Genomic DNA, 22,180 nt, shown 5'->3' on the forward strand with positions numbered 1-22,180 from the left:
CAATGGGCGGATCAGTTACGGGCGCCTGCTGCCAGGGCGCGCTGGCGATTGTCTTCCAGCGACTGCGGCGTTGGTCCCCGGGTGGGCCAGCCTTGCAGGTGTTGCTGGGCCAGCGCGCTGAGGGCGGTGATCCAGGCCGGGCTGTCATTCAGGCAGGGGATGTAGTGGAAGGCTTTGCCCCCAGCGTGCAAAAAGGCCTCACGGGCTTCCTGGTTGATTTCTTCCAGGGTCTCCAGGCAGTCGCTGGTGAAGCCGGGGCAGATCACGTCCACCCGGGCCGTGCCGGCCTGGGCCAGGGCCACCAGGGTGGGTTCGGTGTAGGGCTCCAGCCACTTGGCCTTGCCGAAGCGCGACTGGAAGGTGATCTTGTAGCGATCCGCGCGCAGCCCCAGGCGTTCGGCCAGCAGGCGGCCCGTCTTCAGGCATTCGCAGTGGTAGGGGTCGCCCAGCTGCAGGGTGCGCTCGGGCACGCCGTGGAAGCTCATCACCAACTGGTCGGGCTGACCGTGTTCGCGCCAATGGGCTTCGACCCGTTGTGCCAGGGCATCGATGTAGCCCGGGTCGTCGTGGTAGCGGTTGATGAAGCGCAGCTCGGGCAGGTGGCGCTGGCGCAGGCCCCAGTGCGCTACATCGTCGAACACGCTGGCGGTGGTGGTGCCGGAGTACTGCGGGTAGGCCGGCAGGATCAGCACGCGGGTCACGCCATCGGCCTTCAGGGCATCCAGCTGGTGGGCGATCGAGGGTTGGCCGTAGCGCATGGCGTAGCGCACCTGCACCTGATGGCCGGCTTCGCCCAGCCAGCCCTGCAGCAGCTTGGCCTGCTTCTCGGTCCAGGCCTTGAGGGGTGAGCCCTCGGGCGTCCAGACGCTGGCGTATTTGGCGGCCGACTTGGCCGGGCGCACGCGCAGGATGATGCCGTGCAGGATCGGCTTCCAGATCAGGGCCGGGATCTCGACCACCCGGTGGTCGCTGAGGAACTGGGCCAGGTAGCGTCGCAGGGCCGGGGCGGTCGGGGCCTCGGGGGTGCCCAGGTTGCACAGCAGGATGGCGGTGCGGGCGGCTTGGCCATGGCGGTAGGCGGGCTCGGGGGCGAACTTGGACGGCATGGGCAGGGTGAGGCTGAGGCTGAGGTTTTGAGGGATGCAGTATTCTCAGCCACCTATGCTCGATCACGCCCGAATCAAGGCCATTACCCTGGACCTGGACGACACTTTGTGGCCCATCTGGCCGACCATTGCCCGCGCGGAGACGGTGCTGGCCGATTGGCTGCAGCGCCACGCACCCGCCACGGCCACCCTGTTCTCGCGCCCCGGGGCCTTGCGCGAGATCCGCAACCAGATGACCACGCTGCGGCCCGACCTGGTCACCGACCTGAGCGCGCTGCGCCGCGAGTCGATCCGCCTGGCCCTGGGCCAGGCCGGCGACGATCCGGCCCTGGCCGAGCCGGCCTTCGAGGTGTTCTTTGCCGAGCGCCAGCGGGTGGACCTGTTTGACGATGTGCACGAATGCCTGGGCCGCCTGGCCGAGCGCTACCCTTTGGTGGCCTTGTCCAATGGCAATGCCGATGTGCAGCGGGTGGGGCTGGGGGCGTATTTCAGCGCCAGCCTGAGTGCGCAGCAGTTCGGCGTGGCCAAGCCCGACCCGCGAATCTTCGAGGCCGCCGCCGCCGCGGCCGCCGTGGCCCCGGCCGAGGTGTTGCACGTGGGCGACGACGTGGACACCGACGTCATGGGGGCCTTGAACTCGGGCCTGCAGGCGGTGTGGGTGAACCGCGACGCCAAGGCCTGGCCCCATGCCAGCCCCGCGCCCTGGACCATCAGCAGCCTGCACGAGCTGTGCCGGCATTTGGTGGGGTGAATCCGCTCAGGTCAGTGCCGCCACCACCGACTGCGCGCTCAGCACCGCCCCTTCGAGCGTGGCCGGGTAGGGGCCTTCCACATAGTCGCCGCAGGCCCACAGGCCCGGGATCAGTCGCTGGGCGGGCCGAGTCAGGCCCGGGGTGCAGGCGAAAGTGGCGCGCTTTTCGGTCACCGTGCCCAAGGCCTGTAGTTCGCTCACCCCGATCGGGGCCAGGGCCTGGCGGCCTTGGGTCAGCACTTGTTGGCTGAGGGCCTCGCGGCTCAGGTCGGGGCTGGCGCTGAGCACAAAGGCCAGTTGGCCTTGGGGGGCGCCGAGTTGACCGCGGTCGAACACGAACTGGGCCGGCGCCCCGGGCCCGCAGCGCAGGGCCAGCATGGGCTGGGGCAGCCGGAGGGCGCCGGCCGGGGTGCCGGCCTGTGCGTACACCGTGGTGATGGCTTCGAAGCGAAGGGCCTGGGCCTGGGCGGCCCAGGTGGCCAGGGCGGCGTGTTGGTCACCTCTCAGGCCCGAAGCCTGGGCCAGCAGGCGGGCCGCCTCGCCAGGAGGGCAGGCCAGAATGACCTGGTCGAAGGCGGGGGCCTCCAGCCCCGTCGCCACTTGAAGCTGCCATCGTCCCTTGGCGTCGCGCAGCAGGCCTTGCACCCTTTGGCCGGTTTGCACGCTGTGGCCCTGGGCACGCAACCAGCGTGCCGCCGGCTCGGGCCACAAGGCCCCCAGGTCGGTGCGGGGCAGCAGCAGGTGCGAGGCGCCCGGGCCGCCGGCCAGGGAGTCGCGCAGCACACGCAGAAACACTTCGCCGCTGGCCTGGTCCACCGGGGTGTTGAGGGCTGACACGCACAGGGGCTCGATCAGCTCGGCCATGACCCGGGGCCGTATGCCTTGGCACAGGGCCAGCACGCTGGCATCTGGGGCGCAGCGAAAGCCGCCGATCTGCCAGCGCAGGGTGGTGGCCAGCAGTGAGATCCGGTCGCGCCAGGACCAGCCCCGCGCGCCGAGGATGCCGGCGGCGGCATCGAAGGGGGCAGGCCAGCGCGGCAATTGCAGGCCGCCCCCATCGGGGAAGCGCAGCGTCAGTGGCAGGCGCAGCAAGGCTTGTTCGGGGTCCACCCCCACCCGGCGCATCAGGCGCAGGCTCTGGGTGTAGGCGCCGATCAGAATGTGCTGGCCGTTGTCCAGCCCGGTCAGGGCCGCTGGGCCGGGCAGGGTGCGGGCCCGGCCGCCGAGTTGGGGCGAGGCCTCGAACAGGTGCACGGCCCAGCCCTGGTCGTGGGCGGCCATGGCGGCAGCCAGGCCGGCCCAGCCGCCACCGATCACGGCGAGGTGGCGTGAGTGGGGCTTTGGGGCCTCAGACACGGCCCAGGGCCTGCACCTTCCAGGCCAGCCACAGCTTGCGCAAGGGGGTCAGGCTGATGCGCTGGTGCAGCACCTGGAAGTTTTCGTCTTCGATCTCGCGCAGCAGGGTGCGGTAGATGCTGGCCATCATCAGGCCCGGCTTCTGGGCCCGCAGATCGGCGCCGGGCAGCAGAGCCAGGGCCTGGTCATACAGCTGGTGGGCGCGCTCGGCCTGGAACTTCATCAGCGCGGTGAAGCGATCCGAGTAGACACGTTGCAGCACCTCATGGGCCTTGACGTCAAAGCGCTGCAGCTCGTTGACGGGCAGGTAGATGCGGCCCCGCATGGCGTCTTCGCCCACGTCGCGGATGATGTTGGTCAGCTGGAAGGCCAGGCCCAGGGTGTGGGCGTACTCGGTGGTGCGGTCGTCGGTCTGGCCGAAGATGCGCGCCGAGACTTCGCCCACCACGCCGGCCACCAGGTGGCAATAGCGTTGCAGGCCGGGGTAATCCAGGTAGCGGGTTTGCTCCAGGTCCATCTGGCAGCCCTGGATGACGGCTTGCAACTGCTCCTGGCGCAGGCCATACACCGGCACGTGGGGCATCAGTGCCTGCATCACGGGGTGGCTGGCCTGCCCGGCGAAGGCCTGGCGCACTTCGTTCTGCCACCAGGCCAGCTTGGTCATGGCCACGCCGGGGTCGCTGACTTCGTCGACCACGTCGTCCACTTCGCGGCAAAAGGCATAGAAGGCTGTGATCGCGGCGCGGCGCGGCTTGGGCAGAAACAGGAAGGCGTAATAAAAGCTGCTGCCCGAGGCGGCGGCTTTTTGCTGGACGTAGTCTTCTGGGGTCATGGATTGGGCTGAGCGTACGCGCAGCATTGTCCCATCTTGTGAAGGGGGGGCAGGCCGCAGCTTCTCAAGGCCATTCACATCCAGAGGGTGCGCCAGAGCAGGGGCAGGGCGTCGGCCCGGCCCAGCTTGATGCGGCGGGCCAGCGGGTTGCCGCCAGTGGCGCGGATGCGTTGCAACACGCGCAGGCCGCCTTGCACCACCAGGCGCAGCTCCCAGCCGGCGCGACCGGGCAGGCGGTGCACCAGCGGGGCACCGCGGTGCATCAATTGTTCGGCCCAGGCCAGGTTGTCGGCGATCAGGGCCAGGGCCGCGGGACTGGCGGACCCGCTTTGAAGCTCGCTGCGGGGCACGCCATGGCGCAGGCAGTCGGCCACGGTGAGGTAGTGGCGCCCCCGCGGAATGTCCTGGCTCAGGTCTTGCCAGAAATTGATCAGTTGCAGGGCGCTGCAGATGTCGTCGCTCTGCGCCAGGGCCCGGGGCTCGGCCACGCCGTGCAGGTGCAGCAGCAGGCGTCCGATGGGGTTGGCCGAGCGGCGGCAGTAGTCAAGCAGGCTGTCGCGGTCCGGGTACAGGTGCTGATCGCGGGTGTAAGCAATGTCTTGCATGAAGGCGCTGATCAGGTCGTCCAGCAGTGCCACCGGCAGGCCCCAGGCCGCCTGCTGTCGGGCCAGTGGCGCCAGTACCGGCTGCCATCGCGCATTGGGCGCCGTGCCGGCCAATGTGGCGTGCAACTCGGCCTGGTAGGCCGCCAGGGTCGCCAGGCGTTGCGCCGGGCTGTCGTCGCCCTCGTCGGCGATGTCATCGGCGGTGCGGGCAAAGTGGTACAGCGCGGCGATCGGGGGGCGCAACCGGGGCGGACACAGCCAGGAAGCCACCGGGAAATTCTCGTAGTGGGTCAGCGGCAACACTTCAGTTTGCACAGTATCGCGATGAGGGGGCACCTTGGGGGTTGCGGCGGCGCTTGGCTTGACATGCATCAGAACAATCCCTTAGGCTACTAACCAATCAGTCATTAATGTTGAACCCCAGGCTTGGCCTTGGTGACTTGACACTTTTCTGGTGCCAAGGGCTCCCTTGGTGCCGCTTACCCGCACTTCGTTCAGCAGGTTGCCCATGCCCGTCACTGTGAATGTCCACCGTGCCCGTCCCCTTTTTGGTGGGATCGTTGGCGTTTCTCTCATTTTGTCCCTGGTCACCCTGTTGGCCGCTTGCTCACGCCCCGAACCGGCGGCCGAACCGGTTCGGTCGGTCAAGGTGCTGACGGTGGCAGAAAGCCGCATGGGGACAAAAAACGAGTACTCGGGCGAGGTCCGGGCCCGCATCGAGTCGCGTCTGGGCTTTCGGGTGGGCGGCAAGATTATCCGCCGCCAGGCCGAGCTGGGGCAGCGGGTGCAGGTGGGGCAGGTGCTGGCGCAGCTGGATCCGCAGGACTACAAGCTGGGCGCCGATGCGGCACGGGCCCAGGTGGCCTCGGCCCAGACCAACCGTGATCTGGCGGCAGCCGATTACCGCCGCTACAAGGATCTGTACGACAAGAACTTCATCGGCGGCTCGGAGCTGCAGCGCCGTGAAACCACCCTGAAGGCGGCTCAGGCCACGCTGGAGCAGGCCCAGGCCCAACTGGCCAGCCAGGGCAACCAGATCGCCTACACCTCGCTGGCGGCCGATGTGTCGGGTGTGGTGACGGCCATCGAGGCAGAGCCGGGTCAGGTGGTGCAATCTGGCACGCCGGTGGTTCGCATCGCCCAGGACGGCCAGCGCGACGTGGTGTTTGCCGTGCCCGAAGACAAGGTGGGCTCGGTGCGCGTGGGGGCCAAGGTGGTGGTCAAGGTATGGTCTGAAGGGCGTGAGATTGAAGGCGAGGTGCGCGAAGTGGCTGCCAGTGCCGACGCCGTGACCCGCACCTACACAGTGAAAGTCGCCTTGCCGGTACAAGGCGCACCGGCCCTGGGGTCGACCGTGAACGTGTTGCCTCAAGGCCTGGACAAGGCCACACCGTCGGTCTTGAAGCTGCCCACCAGCGCGCTGCGCCAGGAGGGGAAATCCACCGCCGTCTGGGTGCTGGATCCCAAGGCCATGACCGTGCGCCTGCAGCCCGTGGAGATCGCCACGGCCGATGGCAATGAGGCGGTGGTGGCCGGTGGCATCAAGCCCGGCGACCTGGTGGTGGCCGCCGGTGTGCACGTGCTGTCACCTGGCCAGAAGGTCACGATCTACCAACCCAAGAAGGCGCTGCCCGGCGCGGAGGTTGCCCCCGCGGCATCGGCCGCTGCCCCGGCTGATGCCGCTCCTGCCGCTGCGGCCAAGTGAGGTCCGGCATGAGCAACGCGCAGCCCAAGGAAAGCTTCAACCTGTCGAAATGGGCGCTGGATCACCCGGCGCTGACCCGCTACCTGCTGGTGGTGCTGATGTTGTTGGGCTTTGCGGCCTACTTTCAGCTTGGTCAGGACGAAGACCCGCCGTTCACCTTCCGCGCCATGGTGGTGCGCACCTACTGGCCCGGGGCCACGGCTCAGCAGGTGGCCGAGCAGGTCACCGACAAGCTCGAAAAGACGCTTCAGGAGGTGCCTTATGCGGACCGCATCCGCAGCTACTCCAAGCCGGGCGAATCGCAGATCATCTTCCAGATCAAGGACTCGTCCAAGCCCGGTGATGTGGCCAACGTCTGGTACCAGGTGCGCAAGAAGATCGGCGACATCCGGTACACCTTGCCTTCCGGTACCCAAGGGCCGTTCTTCAATGATGAGTTCGGCGATGTGTATGGCGTGATCTATGCGCTGGAGTCGGATGGCTTCAGCTATGCCGAGCTCAAGACCTTTGCCGACGATGTGCGCCAGTCGCTGCTGCGCGTGCCCGATGTGGCCAAGGTCGAGCTGTTCGGTGTGCAGGACGAGAAGATCTTCATCGAGATCTCGCAAAAGCGCCTGGCCCAGCTGGGCCTGGACCTGAATGCCGTGCTGGCCCAGCTCAATGCGCAGAACGCGGTGGAGAGCGCCGGTGCCGTGCAGACGCCGCAGGATGTGGTGCAGGTGCGGGTGCAGGGGCAGTTCGAGGCGGTGGAGCAGTTGCGCGCCATGCCGATCCGCGGCAGCTCGGGCAATCAGTTGCGCCTGGGCGACATCGGCGAGGTGCGCCGTGGCTATGTGGATCCACCGTCGGTGAAGGTGCGCCACAACGGTCGTGAAGTGATCGCCATGGGCGTGTCGATGGCCAAGGGCGGCGACATCATCCAACTGGGCAAGCAACTGCAGCTGGCCACTGAAAAGATCGAGAAAAGCCTGCCGGCCGGCCTGACCCTGGTGCAGGTGCAGGATCAGCCCAAGGCGGTGACCACCTCGGTGGGCGAGTTCGTGCACGTGCTGATCGAGGCCGTGGTGATCGTGCTGGCCGTGAGCTTTGTGAGCCTGGGGCTGCACAAGCGTCCGGGCAGCCAGCCGCTGTGGCGCCGCTATTACATCGACGTGCGACCTGGCCTGGTGGTGGGCATCACGATTCCGCTGGTGCTGGCCGTGACCTTTCTGGCCATGTGGTACTGGGGCATCGGGCTGCACAAGATCTCGCTGGGCTCGTTGATCATTGCGCTGGGCCTGCTGGTGGACGACGCCATCATTGCGGTCGAAATGATGGTGCGCAAGATGGAGGAGGGCTACGACAAGGTGCGTGCCGCCACCTTTGCCTACGAGATCACCGCCATGCCCATGCTGACGGGCACGTTGATCACCGCGGCCGGCTTTTTGCCGATCGGGCTGGCCAAGTCACAGACGGGTGAGTACACCTTCGCCATCTTTGCCGTGACCGTGATCGCCCTGGTGCTGAGCTGGGTGGTGTCGGTCTATTTCGTGCCTTACCTGGGGGCCTGGTTGCTCAAGCGCCCGCCCCATGTGCAGGAAATGGGTGCCGGGCATGAGGGAGGTGAACCGCACGAGATGTTTGACACCCCGTTCTACAACACCTTCCGTCGCGCCGTGACCTGGTGCGTGGCGCACCGCTGGGCCACCATCGCGGCCACGCTGGCGATCTTTGCGCTGGGCATCGTGGGCATGGGCAAGGTGCAGCAGCAGTTCTTCCCGGACTCCAGCCGGCCTGAGATTCTGGTGGACATCTGGTTCCCCGAAGGCACCTCGTTCGCCGCCAACGATGCGGTGACCCAGCGGGTCGAAGCCCGTCTGCGCGAAGAGGTGGGCGTGAAGAGCGTGAGCACCTGGGTGGGCTCGGGCGTGCCCCGTTTCTACCTGCCACTCGATCAGGTGTTTCCACAGACCAACGTCTCGCAATTCATCATCCTGCCGGTGGACTTGAAGGTGCGCGAGAGCCTGCGCATCAAGCTGCCGGCCCTGTTGGCCGAAGAGTTCCCCGAGGTGCGGGGGCGCGTCAAGTTGCTGCCCAATGGACCGCCGGTGCCTTATCCGGTGCAGTTCCGGGTGATGGGTTCGAACCCGGCGGTGCTGCGTGAGCGGGCCGACGAGGTCAAGGAACTGATGCGCAAGAACAGCCACATGCGTGGTGTGAACGACAACTGGAACGAGTCGGTGAAGGTGATCCGCATGGAGGTCGATCAGGCCAAGGCGCGTGCCCTGGGCGTGACCAGCCAGGCGATTGCGCAGGCTTCGGCCGCCATTCTGTCGGGCACGGCGGTGGGGCAGTTCCGCGAGAACGACAAGCTGATCGACATCGTGGTGCGCCAGCCCCTGGAGGAACGCAATGCGATCACTGACCTGGGCAATGCCTACCTGCCCACCGCCAACGGGCGTTCGATCCCGCTGACCCAGATCGCCAAGCCGGTGTTCACCTGGGAGCCCGGGGTGATGTGGCGCGAGAACCGCGATTACGCGGTGACCGTGCAGGGCGACATCGTGGAGGGTCTGCAAGGGGCCACCGTGACGGCTGAGCTGTTGCCTGAGCTGCGGGCGCTGGAAGCGAAGTGGCAGGCCTCCGGCCAGGCCTTCCGCATCGAAGTGGCCGGCGCGGTGGAAGAAAGCAGCAAGGGCTCGGCCTCCATCGCCGCCGGACTGCCGGTGATGTTGTTCCTGACCTTCACGCTGCTGATGCTGCAGTTGCAGAGCTTCAGCCGCTCGGTGCTGGTGTTCCTCACCGGCCCCCTGGGCATTGCCGGTGTGGCGGGCGCCTTGCTGGTGTTGAACCGGCCGTTCGGCTTCGTGGCCTTGCTCGGGGTGATCGCGCTGATGGGCATGATCCAGCGCAACTCGGTGATCCTGATCGACCAGATCGAGCAGGACCGCGCCCGGGGCGTGCCCGCCTGGGATGCGATCGTGGAGTCGGCGGTGCGCCGCTTGCGCCCCATCGTGCTGACGGCGGCCGCGGCGGTGCTGGCGATGATCCCGCTGTCGCGCAGCGTGTTCTGGGGGCCGATGGCGGTGGCCATCATGGGGGGCCTGATCGTGGCCACCTTGCTCACGCTGCTGGCCTTGCCGGCCATGTACGCCGCCTGGTTCCGCGTCAAGCGTCCTCAAATCGAGGTGAATTGAGCGCTGGCGCGGCCTGCAGCGCGAAATTTGCAGGGTTTTGAGGCCTTTGGAGGCTCCAGAACCCTGCATCTGACCCGGATTCGGGCCGGAACCCGGATTTCATCCCGCTAAAATAGAAGGTTGACCGATTTCGTTGGGGTGGTCAGTGTGAACTGATCGCCCGTTTTGTTTTCAGGCGCGCGGGTGGCGAAATTGGTAGACGCACCAGGTTTAGGTCCTGACGCCAGCAATGGTGTGGGGGTTCGAGTCCCCCCCCGCGCACCACTTGTGAGATTTATTTACGCCAGGCCAGGACGTGCACATCACGCGGCCTGACACGCCATATCAGGAGAAAACAATGGCTGTTACCGTTGAGACCCTCGAGAAGCTCGAACGCAAGATCACGCTGACCCTGCCCGTCACGGCAATCCAGGCTGAAGTGGACACGCGCCTGAAGCGCCTGGCCCGCACTGTCAAGATGGACGGCTTCCGTCCGGGCAAGGTGCCGATGGCCGTGGTGGCCCAGCGCTATGGCTACTCCGTTCAGTACGAAGTGATGAACGACAAGGTGGGCGAGGCTTTTGCCGTGGCTGCCAACGAAGCCAAGCTGCGTGTGGCCGGCCAGCCCCGCATCACCGAAAAAGAAGGCGCGCCCGAAGGCGAGCTGACTTTTGACGCTGTGTTCGAAGTGTTCCCCGAAGTCAAGATCGGTGACCTGTCGACCGCTGAAGTCGAAAAGCTGTCGGCCGACGTGGACGACGCCGCCATCGACAAGACCCTGGAAATCCTGCGCAAGCAACGCCGCACCTTCGCTCAGCGCGCTCAGGATCAGGCTGCCCAGGACGGCGACCGCGTGACGGTTGACTTCGAAGGCAAGATCGACGGCGAACCCTTTGCCGGCGGCAAGGCCGAAGACTTCCAGTTCCTGATCGCTGACGGTCAGATGCTGAAGGAATTCGAAGACGCCGTGCGTGGCATGAAGGCCGGCGAAAGCAAGACCTTCCCCCTGGCCTTCCCGGCCGACTACCACGGCAAGGATGTGGCCGGCAAGCAAGCCGACTTCCTGGTCACCGTGAAGAAGATCGAAGCCGCCAACCTGCCCGAAGTGAATGATGCCCTGGCCAAGACCCTGGGTATCGCCGACGGCACCGTGGACGCTCTGCGCGCCGACATCAAGGCCAACCTGGAGCGCGAAGTCAAGTTCCGTCTGCTGGCCCGCAACAAGCAGGCTGTGATGGACGCCCTGGTGGGCAAGGCTGAACTCGACCTGCCCAATGCCAGCATCCAGGCTGAAATCGGCCGTCTGGTCGAAGGCGCCCGTGCTGACCTGAAGCAGCGCGGCATCAAGGACGCCGACAAGGCCCCGATCCCTGACGACGTGTTCCGTCCCCAAGCCGAGCGTCGCGTGCGCCTGGGTCTGGTGGTGGCCGAGCTGGTTCGTGCCAACGAACTGCAAGCCAAGCCCGAGCAACTCAAGGCCCACGTCGAAGAGCTGGCTGCCAGCTACGAGAAGCCGGCTGAAGTGGTGCGCTGGTACTTTGGTGACCAGAACCGCCTGGCCGAAGTCGAAGGTGTTGTGATCGAAAACAACGTCACCGAATTCGTGCTGTCCAAGGCCAAGGTCACTGAAAAGTCGGTTTCGTTCGACGAACTGATGGGCCAGGCCTGAAACCTGATCTGATCTCTCTTTTTTGAGATGCTGAGGGGCTTGTGCTTTGTTGCGCAGGCCCCACTTCATTTTTGGGTACAGTTAGGTTTCCCCTTGGAGAAAACATGAGCGCACTGGACATTCAAGGCCTGGGCATGGTCCCGATGGTCATCGAGCAATCGGGTCGTGGCGAACGGTCCTACGACATTTATTCACGTCTCCTGAAGGAGCGCGTGGTGTTTCTGGTGGGCCCGGTGAACGACCAGACCGCCAACCTGGTGGTGGCGCAGCTGCTGTTCCTGGAGAGCGAAAACCCCGACAAGGACATTTCGTTCTACATCAACTCGCCGGGTGGTTCGGTGAGCGCCGGCATGGCCATCTTCGACACCATGAACTTCATCAAGCCACAGGTGTCGACCCTGTGCATCGGCATGGCTGCCAGCATGGGCGCCTTCTTGCTGGCCGCCGGCGAAAAGGGCAAGCGTTACTCGCTGCCCAATTCGAAGGTGATGATTCACCAGCCGCTGGGTGGCGCACAAGGCCAGGCCACCGAGATCGAGATCCACGCCCGCGAGATTCTCAAGACCCGCGAGCAGCTCAACAAGATCCTGGCTGAACGCACCGGGCAGCCGCTGGAAAAGATCGAGCGCGATACCGAGCGCGATTACTATCTGTCTGCCGACGAAGCCAAAGATTACGGCTTGGTGGATCAGGTGATTGCCAAGCGGCCTTGACCAGTATCCCGGCTGAATGAGCGGCGTTTCCCGGGAGAGGGAAGCGCCGTTTTTTATTTCGCTATCATCTAGAACAACGCGTTACAAGGCATTTCCGACATGGCCGACAAAAAAGGCTCCACCAGCGAGAAAACACTCTATTGCTCCTTTTGCGGCAAAAGCCAGCACGAGGTGAAGAAGCTGATCGCCGGTCCATCGGTTTTCATCTGCGATGAGTGCATTGATCTTTGCAACGAAATCATCCGCGATGAGCTGCCTTCGACCGAGGCGGGGCGAGAGGCCCGCGGCGATTTGCCGACGCCTTCCGAGATCAAGCTCAATCTCGACAACTATGTGATCGGCCAGGAAGTGGCCAAACGCACGCTGGCCGTGGCGGTGTACAACCACTACAAGCGCCTGCGCCACAAGGACAAGGGTGCCAAGGATGAGGTTGAACTCTCCAAGAGCAACATTCTGCTGATCGGGCCCACCGGCTCGGGCAAGACCCTGTTGGCTCAGACCTTGGCGCGCATGCTCGATGTGCCTTTCGTGATGGCCGATGCCACCACCCTGACCGAAGCCGGCTATGTGGGTGAAGACGTCGAGAACATCGTGCAGAAGCTGCTGCAAAGCTGCAACTACGATGTCGAGCGGGCCCAGCGCGGCATCGTCTACATCGACGAGATCGACAAGATTTCGCGCAAATCGGACAACCCTTCGATCACCCGCGACGTGTCGGGCGAAGGGGTGCAGCAGGCCTTGCTGAAGTTGATCGAAGGCACCATGGCGAGCGTGCCTCCCCAGGGCGGGCGCAAGCATCCGAATCAGGACTTCCTGCAGATCGATACCACCAATATCTTGTTCATCTGCGGTGGCGCGTTTGCCGGCATCGAGAAAGTGATCGAGAACCGCACCGAGGCCTCAGGCATCGGTTTTGGCGCCTCGGTCAAGAGCAAGAAGCAGCGTACCTTGACCGAAATGTTCGGCGAGGTGGAGCCTGAGGATTTGATCAAGTTCGGCCTGATTCCCGAGCTGGTCGGGCGCATGCCGGTGGTCACCACGCTGGCTGAGCTCAGTGAAGATGCGCTGGTGCAGATCCTGACCGAGCCCAAGAACGCTCTCGTGAAGCAGTACCACAAGCTGCTGGCCATGGAAGGCGTTGACCTGGAGATCCGCCCGGCGGCCCTGCAGGCCATCGCCAAGAAGGCCTTGGCCCGCAAGACGGGTGCACGTGGCTTGCGTTCCATCCTTGAGCATGCCCTGATCGACACGATGTTCGATCTGCCGAATGCCTCGAATGTCGAGAAAGTCGTGGTGGACGAGTCCACCATCGATGAGAACAAGCCGCCGCTGCTCGTGTACCGCGAGGCGGCCAAGAAGGCTTGAGCCCTTGGGCTGTCAACATGACCCAGCCTGGTGCTGGCACGGCGGCTGCTTGGCTGCCGTGTCGGCCCCGGCGGGTTGAAATCTCCCGTTTGCGGACCATATTCAACAGGTAACCAAAGGATATCCATGTCCGGACAACCCCCTCTGCCTGCCACGTCCATCGACCTGCCGCTGCTTCCGCTGCGCGATGTGGTCGTGTTCCCTCACATGGTGATCCCGCTGTTCGTCGGCCGCCCCAAGAGCATCAAGGCTCTGGAGTTGGCGATGGAAGCCGAGCGCCGCATCATGCTGGTGGCCCAACGTACCGCCGCCAAGGACGAGCCCTCGGTGGCTGATATGTTCTCGGTCGGTTGCGTCTCGACCATTCTGCAGATGCTCAAGCTGCCTGATGGCACCGTCAAGGTGCTGGTCGAAGGGCAGCAACGTGCCACGGTCGAGAAGATCGATGACGCCGAAAGCCACTTCTCGGCCACCGTGCTGCCGTTGCCCGTGCCCGAGGTGGAGCCCGAAGGTGCCAAGGCCAGCGAGATCGAGGCCCTGCGCCGCGCAGTCATGCAGCAGTTTGACCAGTACGTCAAACTCAACAAGAAGATTCCGCCCGAGATCCTGACGTCGATCGCCAGCATCGACGATCCAGGTCGCCTGGCCGACACGATTGCGGCCCACTTGCCGTTGAAGCTGGACAACAAGCAGGCGGTTCTCGATCTGGCGGGCATCAAGGAACGCCTGGAAAATCTGTACGAACAGCTTGAGCGCGAGGTCGACATCCTCAATGTCGACAAGAAGATCCGTGGCCGCGTGAAGCGGCAGATGGAAAAGAACCAGCGCGACTTCTACCTGAACGAGCAGGTCAAGGCCATTCAGAAGGAATTGGGTGAAGGTGAAGAGGGTGCGGACATCGAGGAGATCGAGAAGCGCATCAAGGCCGCCAAGATGCCCCGCGACGCCTTGAAGAAGGCCGAGAGCGAACTCAAGAAGCTCAAGCTGATGTCGCCCATGTCGGCCGAGGCCACCGTGGTGCGCAACTACATTGACGTGCTGGTGGGCTTGCCCTGGGCCAAGAAGACCAAGATCAAGCACGATCTGGGCAATGCTGAAAACGTGCTGAACGAAGACCACCATGGCCTTGAGAAGGTCAAGGACCGCATTCTTGAATATCTTGCGGTGCAACAGCGGGTCGACAAGGTGAAGGCACCCATCCTGTGTCTGGTCGGCCCTCCGGGGGTGGGCAAGACCTCACTGGGGCAGTCGATTGCCAAGGCCACCGGGCGCAAGTACGTGCGCATGGCGCTGGGTGGCATGCGTGACGAGGCCGAGATCCGGGGGCATCGCCGCACCTACATCGGCGCCTTGCCCGGCAAGGTGTTGCAAAGCCTGACCAAGGTCGGCACGCGCAACCCCTTGTTCCTGCTGGACGAGATCGACAAGCTGGGCACGGATTTCCGGGGCGATCCCTCGAGTGCTTTGCTGGAGGTGCTGGACCCGGAGCAGAACCACACTTTTGGCGACCACTACGTGGAGGTCGACTTCGACCTGTCTGACGTGATGTTCGTGGCCACCTCCAACTCCATGAACATCCCGCCCGCGCTGCTGGATCGCATGGAAGTGATTCGCCTCTCGGGCTACACCGAAGACGAAAAGACCAGCATTGCCGAAAAGTACCTGCTGCCCAAGCAGATGAAGAACAACGGCGTGAAGGACACCGAGCTGTTGGTCACCGAAGAGGCCATCCGTGACATGGTGCGCTACTACACCCGTGAGGCGGGTGTGCGCTCCCTTGAGCGTGAACTCTCCAAGATCTGCCGCAAGGTGGTCAAGGGCTTGCTGCTCAAGAAGATGACGCCCAAGGTGGTGGTGAACGGCGAAAACCTCGATCAGTTCCTGGGGGTGCGCAAGTACTCCTACGGTCGTGCCGAGCAACAGAACCAGGTCGGTCAGGTGGTCGGATTGGCCTGGACCGAGGTGGGGGGCGATCTGCTGACCATCGAAGCGGCGCTCATGCCTGGCAAGGGCAACATCACCCGCACCGGTTCGCTGGGTGACGTGATGAAAGAGTCCGTCGAGGCGGCGCGCACCGTGGTGCGCAGTCGCTCCAGGGCATTGGGCATCAAGAACGAGGTGTTCGAGAAGAACGACATCCACATCCACGTGCCCGATGGGGCCACGCCCAAGGATGGCCCGAGTGCCGGTGCCGCCATGACCACGGCTTTCGTCTCTGCCCTCACGGGCATTCCGGTGCGCAGCGATGTGGCCATGACGGGTGAGATCACGCTCCGAGGCGAGGTCACGGCCATCGGGGGCTTGAAGGAGAAGCTGTTGGCGGCCTTGCGCGGTGGCATCAAGACCGTGCTGATCCCGGAAGAGAACGTCAAAGACCTGCAGGAGATCCCCGAGAACGTGAAGAACGGTCTCGAGATCGTGCCGGTCAAGTGGATCGACAAGGTGCTGGAGGTGGCTTTGGAGCGCGTGCCTGTGCCGCTGACCGATGAGGAAGTGGCTGCGAGCACGGCTGCTGCGGCCACGCCTGCGCCTGCGGTTGCCCCTGACGGCTTGAAGCATTGAAGCGGTTGGGCTCAAATTTCGGTCTGCGAGTTCTGAAGAGAGCGAAATTTGGGCTATAATTTTTGGATCGCAACGAACTTGATCAAAGAGTTTGTTGAGAAGTTTAGTCAAAACGCGGGAATAGCTCAGTTGGTAGAGCGCAACCTTGCCAAGGTTGAGGTCGAGAGTTCGAGACTCTTTTCCCGCTCCAGATTTCCGAAAAGGGAAGCCATTGCTTCCCTTTTTCGTCAGAGCAGTCAGCACGGCGCGATAGCAAAGCGGTTATGCCCCGGATTGCAAATCCGGTTAGTCCAGTTCGACTCTGGATCGCGCCTCCATCTTTTCATCCCTGTCGGATGTCCCAAAAAAAGCCCAGCCATGCTGGGCTTTTTGCATTTCATCATTTCGTTTCTTCACACTGGCAGATTCTGCTGCAGACCTTGGCAGGGGGGTTGAGCGGGGTGATGTCGCCTCTCTCTTTGCGTGTGGCTTGCCAAGGTTTCCGATTGGCGTGTCGGTGTGACAAACGGCCATATTTGGTGATTTCGTTATCGAAAGCTTTATATTTTTCGGGCATCATTCCTTGGGTACATTTGAAAAAATGTGCAAAAATTGTTGCTATGTTGCCTGAGGTGTGATTGCTCAGACCATCCTGATCTGATTTATCAGATTGAAGCTGATTTTGGATGGGGTTTGTAGGCGATTGCACCCAAGGTTCAACACAGCTTCGTTGCCACACCATACCTATTTTGCCGAGGGCCTGTGTTGATGAGAATGCCAGTGATGCTTGCCGTTGCGACTGCAGCATGTGCCCTTTGCATTCCGGTGACAGGCCTTCCCGACACCTTGGCGTTGGTGAATGCCAACCTCAAGTCCGATCTCGACGCCTTGATTGCCGACGGCAGCTACAACGATGCACTGGCGCTGATTGACAAGGTGGAGCGCCGCGGCAATTTGCCGCCGGAGATGCAGTTGAAGCGGGGCATCGTGCTGATGCAGCTTGGCGACACCGATGAGGCGCGCAAGGTGTTCGAACGACTGCGCGATGCCTACCCGACCCAGGCCGCGCCTTATGTGAACCTCGCGGCCATCGATGCCCGTGCCGATGACCTTGAGCGGGCCAGTCAGAACCTGACCAAGGCACGAGAGTTGGCGCCGAAGCAGGCTTCCACCCACGAGAGCCTGGGCCGCATCCACCTGGGGCTGGCCTGGAAGAGCTTCAAACTGGCCGCGGAACTGGACCCGGGGCGCCAGGCCTTGTTGCGCAAGAATGAAATGATTGAGAGCCTGATCCGCGACAGGGCCGTGCCGGCGGCACCTGCCACGGTCACGGCGCAGGCTGCGGTCCCCGTGCCTCCAGTGCCTCCTGCGTCGGCACCTTCGGCAGCGAGCCCCACCGTGGTGCCGGAAGCGCCGGCGCCATCGCGTCGCTCAGAGGTGACGTTGTTGGGCACGCGCCCGATGGGGGTCGCGACGCCGGTCGCTGTGCCTGCGGTGCTGGACCCACGTCCGCTTGACATCCGACCCGAAGCGCTGCGCCCGGTGTCGGCGGGGCCGATGGAGTCGGGTGCTGCCTTGTGCCCACCGACAGACGACCGTGCCTGTTCTTCGGCATTGCAGGCTTTGGAAGCCTGGCGTCAGGACTGGTCTCAGCGCTCGCTTGAAAAATACCGCGCACATTACATGCCCGGGTATTTCCCGTCTCCTTTCAAATCGGTGAGCCAATGGATCGCTTTCAAGAAGCGGGTTTTTGACAGCGCCGGCAACATTCATGTCTCTTTGAATGTCACCGCTGTGAAGTGGTTGGATGGAAAACGCCTGAGCGTCGCTGCGGTGCAGCGGTATCAATCAGCGACCTACCGCGATCAAACCAGAAAACGGTTTGTCATGATCAGGGATGGGGACCGTTGGCGGCTTGCTTCTGAACAAAAAGACGAAACCTGAGTCACTTCCCCGAATCCCATGCCCTCTGACCACTTGCCTGGCGCCGTGCGCCTGTTTGGCCTCGACATATTGCCTTTGAGCTTCGAGCAGTCCACGGATCTGTTGCTGCATGCTGCCGCCACCCAAGGCCCCAAGGTGGTGGTGACGACCAATGTCGACCATGTCGTGCGGCTGGAGCGTGACCCCGAGTTGAAGGCCTTGTACGCCAGCGCTGACTACACCTTTGCGGATGGCATGCCTGTGGTCTGGGCCAGCCGCATGCTTGGCACGCCGCTGCCTGAGCGGGTGACGGGCGCGGACCTGTTTGTGGCTCTGTGCCGCCACAGCATGACCAGTGGGCAACGGGTGTTTGTGTTGGGGGGGCGTCCTGGGCAGGAGCGCCTGCTGCGTGATCGCTATGCCAAGCGCTTTCCGGGCATGGATGTGGTGGTGTGTTGCCCGCCGATGAATTTCGATCCGGAGGGCAGTGAGGCGGATGCCATCGTTCGGACCATCCAGGCCTGCCAGCCGGATTTCATTTTTGTCTGCCTCGGGTTTGAGAAGCAGGAGCGCTGGGCCTTGCGCCATGTGCGCCGGCTGGACTCGGGGGTGATCGTGTGCGTGGGTGCAGCCCAGGAGTTTGCCCTGGGCCTCAAGCGCCGTGCTCCGCGGTGGATGCAGGACAGCGGTCTTGAGTGGTTGTGGCGTTTGACTTCAGACCCGGTGCATCTGTGGCGGCGGTACCTGTTGCAGGCGCCGGTGTTCCTCTGGCTTCTGCTGCAGGAGTGGCGTGAACACCGACGCTCTTATGCGTGAGTCTCTGTCTATCGGCCGGGTCTGATCATTTGACTGACAAAATTTCCATCATCGACGGCCGTGAACTCGATGACGACCTGGCCCGTGCGTGGCAGGCGCTGGCTCTGACGCGCCCGGACCTGGGCAGCCCTTTCTACCAGCCTGGCTTTGCCCGCATCGTGGCGCGCCAGAACCTGGGCTTGCGCCTGGCCCTGATCGAGCAGCAGGGCCAGTTGTGTGGTGTGTTTCCATTCCACCGCGATCGTTGGGGTCGCCTGCGCTCGGTCGGCTACCAGCTCAATGATTACCATGGCCTGGTGTTGCGCCAGGGCGTGGAGATCGACGCGACGCAACTGCTGCGGGCCTGTGATGCCCGCTACTTCGCGTTTGACCACATGCCCCTGACACAGGCTACCTTTGCACCCCACATCGCCCTGGAGACCCATTCGCCGGTGATGGAGCTGGAGGGCGGGATCGAGGCCTATCGCCAGCGTCTGAGTGCGCGCAGCGCCAAGGGATCGTCCGGCATTTTCCAATCGGTGGGCAACGCGCGCCGGCGGCTGGAGCGTCAGGTCGGCCCGCTGCGCCTGGAGATGGCCAGCAAAGATCCCCGTGCCTATCAGCGCCTGCTGGCGTTGAAATCACGCCAATTCGTCAGCACCACGGGCGGCAATCCCCTGGAGTTGCCCTGGATGCGCGGTGCGCTGGACGGCGTGTTCCACTGTGATGAAGGCGTCTTCGGCGGCATGTTGTCCGTGCTCTACGCGGGCGACCAGATGGTGGCTTTGCATCTGGGGATGCGCCATCGCGATCAGTGCCATGTCTGGTTCATCACCTACGATCCCGAGTTCGCCGCCTATTCACCGGGTTTGGTGTTGCTCATGGGCATGGCAGAGGCAGCGCAGGCGCATGGATTTTCTCTGTTGGACCTGGGGCGTGGCTCGCAGCCTTACAAAGCCCGGTTTCAGACGTCGTCGATTGCGTTGGGCGAAGGAGCTGTTTCCAGGCCTCAATGGGTGGCCCATGCCGCATTGGCAAAGGCCGCGCGCAAGCGTTGGTTGAAGACTACAATTTTGGGCCAGGTCTGGCGCACAGGCAAACACTGGCTTCATCGGGCTGGCCCTTGATTTTCGGAGGCCCTGAATGTCGATACTGGAGGATTTGATGCGTTTCGTGCGTCATCCATTGGCCTTGTCCTGCGAGGGTCCAGTCGAGAGTTTCATGGCCATCTTGAATGGATTGATCTGAATGAAGTTTCTGTTTCTTCGCCTGCTGCGGAAAATAGGCGGGCCCTTGTTGCTGACCTGCCTGCTTGGTCCGGCCTGGGTGTTTGCCACGCCTTTGGTTTCCAATCTGCCTTTTGATCTGGGGTGGAATGGGGGTTCCAGTGCACAGGCACCGACGACGCCTGCGGCTGCGGCGGCTGCGACCAGCAACCCCGCCGCCACCTCGACCTCGACCTCGACCTCGAAAGTGCCAACCGAGCGGCCTGCGGGTCCCAGCACCGGTGTTGTCAAGCCCGCCACACCTGCACCCGCCGTGACCACCGCTGCGGCGACCTCACAGATGGCGTCGCTCAGCATTGGTGCGGGTGATGTGCTGCAGGTCACGGTCTTCGGCCAGCCAGACATGTCTGCAGAGGTCTCGGTCACTGACGAGGGCGAGGTCACCCTGCCATTGATCGGGCTCCTGCGCATTGCTGGCATGTCGCAGGCCGAGCTTGAAAAACTCATTGCCCTGCGTTTGCGGGAACGCGAATACCTGCTGCATCCCGAGGTGTCGGTCACGGTCCGGCAAAACCGCAGTCAGGCCGTCTCCGTGCTCGGTGAGGTGGTGCGCCCGGGCCGCTACCCGCTGCAGGGCCGATTCACAGTGCTCGATCTGCTGGCGGTGGCCGGTGGCCTCACCCCCAAAGCCGACACGGTGGCGGTGCTGCTGCGCAAGGAGGGTGGGGCCGCAGGGACACCGGTGCGCATCCCCATCCGCCTGGACCGGGTGGCCAATCCCGACCGCAGTCCGCTGGACCTGGTCCTCAGCCAGGGCGACATGGTCTATGTGGGCCAGCAGAAGTTCTTCTACATCCATGGTGAGGTGCGTCGCCCGGGCAGCTATCCGATGGAGCCGGATCTCGATGTCATGCGTGCCCTGTCGCTTGGAGGGGGCGTGACCGAGCGTGGTTCGATGAGCCGCATCCAGATCCACCGAAAATCCGAGGGCACGGAGGCCCGTGATTTTTCACCGCAGCTGACGGATGCTGTGAAGGACGGTGATGTGATTTATGTGAAGGAGAGGATTTTTTGAATCCCTATCCGGTTGGATTGACCCTGAATCAGTTGGGGGCCATGCTCAGGTACCGTGTGTGGACGGTGCTGATCGTGACCTTTGTGACGGTGATCGTCACCGGCGTTGCGGTGATGCTGATTCCCAAGAGTTACACCTCGTCGGCTGAATTGTTCATTGAGTTCCGGGTCAATGACCCGATTTCGGGGCGTCAGTTTCCGGCCATCCTCGATGAAACCTATTTGCAGACCCAGGTCGACATCATTCACAGCAATGAGGTATTGGATCGCGTGATTGATACCCTGCGCCTGATGGAAGCCCCCGGTGCCGAGAAAAATCGTCAATTGCTGCGTGAGCGGGTTTTGAAAAGCCTGGATATTCAATTGCGCCGCACCAGTCGCATCGTCGAGATTCAGTATTCCGATCGATCTGCCGAGGCGGCCCGCGCTTTTCTCGATGCGTTGATCAAGGCTTATTCCGACATCAACAGCGAAATCAGCGTGGCACCCGCGCGAGCCCGTACCGAGCAATACAACGCGCAGTTGCAACTGCTGCGCAATGAAATCGACGGTATTCAGCAAAAGCTCACCGAATACCAGCAAAAAGCCCAGATCGTTGACACCGATGAGCGTCTGGACAACCGATCGCGCCAGTTGGGTGAAATCTCGAGCCGGCAGTTGGCCCTGCGGTCCCAGCGCCAGGAGTACGAGGCCCGCATGCGCGCCCTCGACACCATGATCCGTTCGGGCAGCGATGTGCCGGATGTGCCCGAGATTGCCCAGTTGCCGCGCGTGGCCGAACTCAAACTGCGCCTTTCCGATCTGGAGCGCCGCATCAGCGAACTGTCGGCCACCTACGGCAAGATGCACCCCCGTCTGCAAGCCCTGCAGGATGAACGCACCGTGCTGGTGGAGCGCGTCAGGCGTGAAGCGAAGGCCGCCCTGGAAGGCCTGCGCCTCGAGGGCAGCCGTCTGGCCGACCAGGAGCGCGCGTTGGGGCGCAATTTCGACGAGCAGCAGCGCTCGCTGCTGGAGTCCAAACGCCACCGTGACGTCATCAGCTCTTACCAGCGTCAGCTCGAAAGCACCCAGCGCGTCTACAACACGGCGGTCGCCAAATACGACGAAATCCTCATGTCGGGCACCGTCAATGGCACCAACCTGTCGGTTCTGCGCAAGCCCGAAGCCCCGTTGCGGCACTCCAAGCCCCAGATCACCAAGAGCCTGATCATGTCGGTGCTGGTGGGGCTGGCACTGGGGCTGGGTCTGTCCTTTGTGCTGGAGGTCACGGTGCGCCGCCTGCGTTGCCGTGAAGACATGGAACGCGGCCTGGGTCTGCGTATTTTTGGTCAGATTGGTCAGTCCACGGTCTGACGACACCTCCT

Annotated in this window: 18 protein-coding genes and 3 tRNA genes; 15 read left to right on the forward strand and 6 right to left on the reverse strand. The window is 63.4% G+C overall.

The window, feature by feature from the left end; all coding sequences use genetic code 11:
* Positions 1 to 11: 11 nt before the first annotated feature.
* The gene (gene hemH, locus AC07PT_RS00770; RefSeq protein ID WP_492345041.1) at positions 12 to 1,106 is read right to left on the reverse strand and encodes a ferrochelatase; all 1,095 of its coding nucleotides are present in this window, start codon (positions 1,104 to 1,106) and stop codon (positions 12 to 14) included.
* Between the two features lie 55 nt (positions 1,107 to 1,161).
* On the opposite strand from hemH, the gene AC07PT_RS00775 reads away from it, so the two are divergent.
* Complete coding sequence (locus tag AC07PT_RS00775) at positions 1,162 to 1,857, forward strand: HAD family hydrolase (protein ID WP_492345042.1); 696 nt, start codon at positions 1,162 to 1,164, stop codon at positions 1,855 to 1,857.
* Positions 1,858 to 1,863: 6 nt separating this feature from the next.
* On the opposite strand, the gene hpnE is transcribed toward AC07PT_RS00775, so the two are convergent.
* The 3 genes from hpnE to hpnC form a co-directional block, all read right to left on the reverse strand.
* Positions 1,864 to 3,213 (reverse strand): hydroxysqualene dehydroxylase HpnE, encoded by a 1,350-nt coding sequence (hpnE, locus tag AC07PT_RS00780; protein ID WP_494655497.1) that lies wholly within the window; start codon positions 3,211 to 3,213, stop codon positions 1,864 to 1,866.
* Positions 3,206 to 4,045, reverse strand: a complete 840-nt coding sequence (hpnD, locus tag AC07PT_RS00785; RefSeq protein ID WP_492345044.1) for a presqualene diphosphate synthase HpnD — start codon at positions 4,043 to 4,045, stop codon at positions 3,206 to 3,208. The genes hpnE and hpnD overlap by 8 nt, the downstream gene beginning before the upstream one ends.
* A gap of 74 nt (positions 4,046 to 4,119) precedes the next feature.
* Complete coding sequence (gene hpnC, locus AC07PT_RS00790; RefSeq protein ID WP_494655498.1) at positions 4,120 to 5,022, reverse strand: squalene synthase HpnC; 903 nt, start codon at positions 5,020 to 5,022, stop codon at positions 4,120 to 4,122.
* A 136-nt stretch (positions 5,023 to 5,158) separates the two neighbouring features.
* Here hpnC and AC07PT_RS00795 point away from each other — a divergent pair, with 136 nt between their 5' ends.
* The 9 genes from AC07PT_RS00795 to AC07PT_RS00835 all read left to right on the forward strand — a co-directional run bounded on the left by AC07PT_RS00795 (position 5,159) and on the right by AC07PT_RS00835 (position 16,136).
* On the forward strand, positions 5,159 to 6,355 hold the full coding sequence (locus AC07PT_RS00795; RefSeq protein WP_492345046.1) for an efflux RND transporter periplasmic adaptor subunit: 1,197 nt from the start codon (positions 5,159 to 5,161) through the stop codon (positions 6,353 to 6,355).
* Between the two features lie 8 nt (positions 6,356 to 6,363).
* Entirely contained in the window at positions 6,364 to 9,531 is a 3,168-nt protein-coding gene (locus AC07PT_RS00800; protein WP_492345047.1) for an efflux RND transporter permease subunit, read from the forward strand.
* Between the two features lie 177 nt (positions 9,532 to 9,708).
* Positions 9,709 to 9,795, forward strand: a tRNA-Leu gene (locus tag AC07PT_RS00805).
* A 73-nt stretch (positions 9,796 to 9,868) separates the two neighbouring features.
* Positions 9,869 to 11,179 (forward strand): trigger factor, encoded by a 1,311-nt coding sequence (tig, locus tag AC07PT_RS00810; protein WP_492345048.1) that lies wholly within the window; start codon positions 9,869 to 9,871, stop codon positions 11,177 to 11,179.
* Positions 11,180 to 11,283: 104 nt separating this feature from the next.
* Positions 11,284 to 11,892, forward strand: a complete 609-nt coding sequence (gene clpP, locus AC07PT_RS00815) for an ATP-dependent Clp endopeptidase proteolytic subunit ClpP (RefSeq protein WP_492345049.1) — start codon at positions 11,284 to 11,286, stop codon at positions 11,890 to 11,892.
* A gap of 99 nt (positions 11,893 to 11,991) precedes the next feature.
* The gene (gene clpX / locus AC07PT_RS00820; RefSeq protein WP_492345050.1) at positions 11,992 to 13,257 is read left to right on the forward strand and encodes an ATP-dependent Clp protease ATP-binding subunit ClpX; all 1,266 of its coding nucleotides are present in this window, start codon (positions 11,992 to 11,994) and stop codon (positions 13,255 to 13,257) included.
* A gap of 126 nt (positions 13,258 to 13,383) precedes the next feature.
* Positions 13,384 to 15,819 carry an endopeptidase La gene (lon, locus tag AC07PT_RS00825; RefSeq protein ID WP_492345051.1) on the forward strand — a complete coding sequence of 812 codons (2,436 nt, stop codon included), beginning with the start codon at positions 13,384 to 13,386 and terminating at the stop codon, positions 15,817 to 15,819.
* Positions 15,820 to 15,933: 114 nt separating this feature from the next.
* A tRNA-Gly gene (locus AC07PT_RS00830) sits at positions 15,934 to 16,009 on the forward strand.
* A gap of 53 nt (positions 16,010 to 16,062) precedes the next feature.
* Positions 16,063 to 16,136 (forward strand) — tRNA-Cys (locus AC07PT_RS00835).
* A 62-nt stretch (positions 16,137 to 16,198) separates the two neighbouring features.
* On the opposite strand, the gene AC07PT_RS00840 is transcribed toward AC07PT_RS00835, so the two are convergent.
* Complete coding sequence (locus tag AC07PT_RS00840; RefSeq protein ID WP_494655499.1) at positions 16,199 to 16,606, reverse strand: hypothetical protein; 408 nt, start codon at positions 16,604 to 16,606, stop codon at positions 16,199 to 16,201.
* Between the two features lie 80 nt (positions 16,607 to 16,686).
* Here AC07PT_RS00840 and AC07PT_RS00845 point away from each other — a divergent pair, with 80 nt between their 5' ends.
* The 3 genes from AC07PT_RS00845 to AC07PT_RS00855 are packed head-to-tail and all read left to right on the forward strand — an operon-like array spanning position 16,687 to position 19,643.
* On the forward strand, positions 16,687 to 17,742 hold the full coding sequence (locus tag AC07PT_RS00845; protein ID WP_492345053.1) for a tetratricopeptide repeat protein: 1,056 nt from the start codon (positions 16,687 to 16,689) through the stop codon (positions 17,740 to 17,742).
* An 18-nt stretch (positions 17,743 to 17,760) separates the two neighbouring features.
* Complete coding sequence (locus AC07PT_RS00850) at positions 17,761 to 18,537, forward strand: WecB/TagA/CpsF family glycosyltransferase (RefSeq protein ID WP_492345054.1); 777 nt, start codon at positions 17,761 to 17,763, stop codon at positions 18,535 to 18,537.
* Between the two features lie 29 nt (positions 18,538 to 18,566).
* Complete coding sequence (locus tag AC07PT_RS00855) at positions 18,567 to 19,643, forward strand: GNAT family N-acetyltransferase (protein WP_492345055.1); 1,077 nt, start codon at positions 18,567 to 18,569, stop codon at positions 19,641 to 19,643.
* 51 nt (positions 19,644 to 19,694) lie between these two features.
* On the opposite strand, the gene AC07PT_RS00860 is transcribed toward AC07PT_RS00855, so the two are convergent.
* On the reverse strand, positions 19,695 to 20,099 hold the full coding sequence (locus AC07PT_RS00860; protein ID WP_494655500.1) for a hypothetical protein: 405 nt from the start codon (positions 20,097 to 20,099) through the stop codon (positions 19,695 to 19,697).
* On the opposite strand from AC07PT_RS00860, the gene AC07PT_RS00865 reads away from it, so the two are divergent.
* Together AC07PT_RS00865 and AC07PT_RS00870 are read left to right on the forward strand one after the other, a co-directional pair.
* Positions 20,083 to 20,817 (forward strand): SLBB domain-containing protein, encoded by a 735-nt coding sequence (locus AC07PT_RS00865; RefSeq protein WP_494655501.1) that lies wholly within the window; start codon positions 20,083 to 20,085, stop codon positions 20,815 to 20,817. The genes AC07PT_RS00860 and AC07PT_RS00865 overlap by 17 nt on opposite strands.
* On the forward strand, positions 20,814 to 22,169 hold the full coding sequence (locus tag AC07PT_RS00870) for a Wzz/FepE/Etk N-terminal domain-containing protein (RefSeq protein ID WP_492345058.1): 1,356 nt from the start codon (positions 20,814 to 20,816) through the stop codon (positions 22,167 to 22,169). The genes AC07PT_RS00865 and AC07PT_RS00870 overlap by 4 nt, the downstream gene beginning before the upstream one ends.
* The last annotated feature ends 11 nt before the right edge of the window (positions 22,170 to 22,180 follow it).

The sequence above is a fragment of the Curvibacter sp. GW821-FHT09D12 genome, assembly GCF_059416245.1.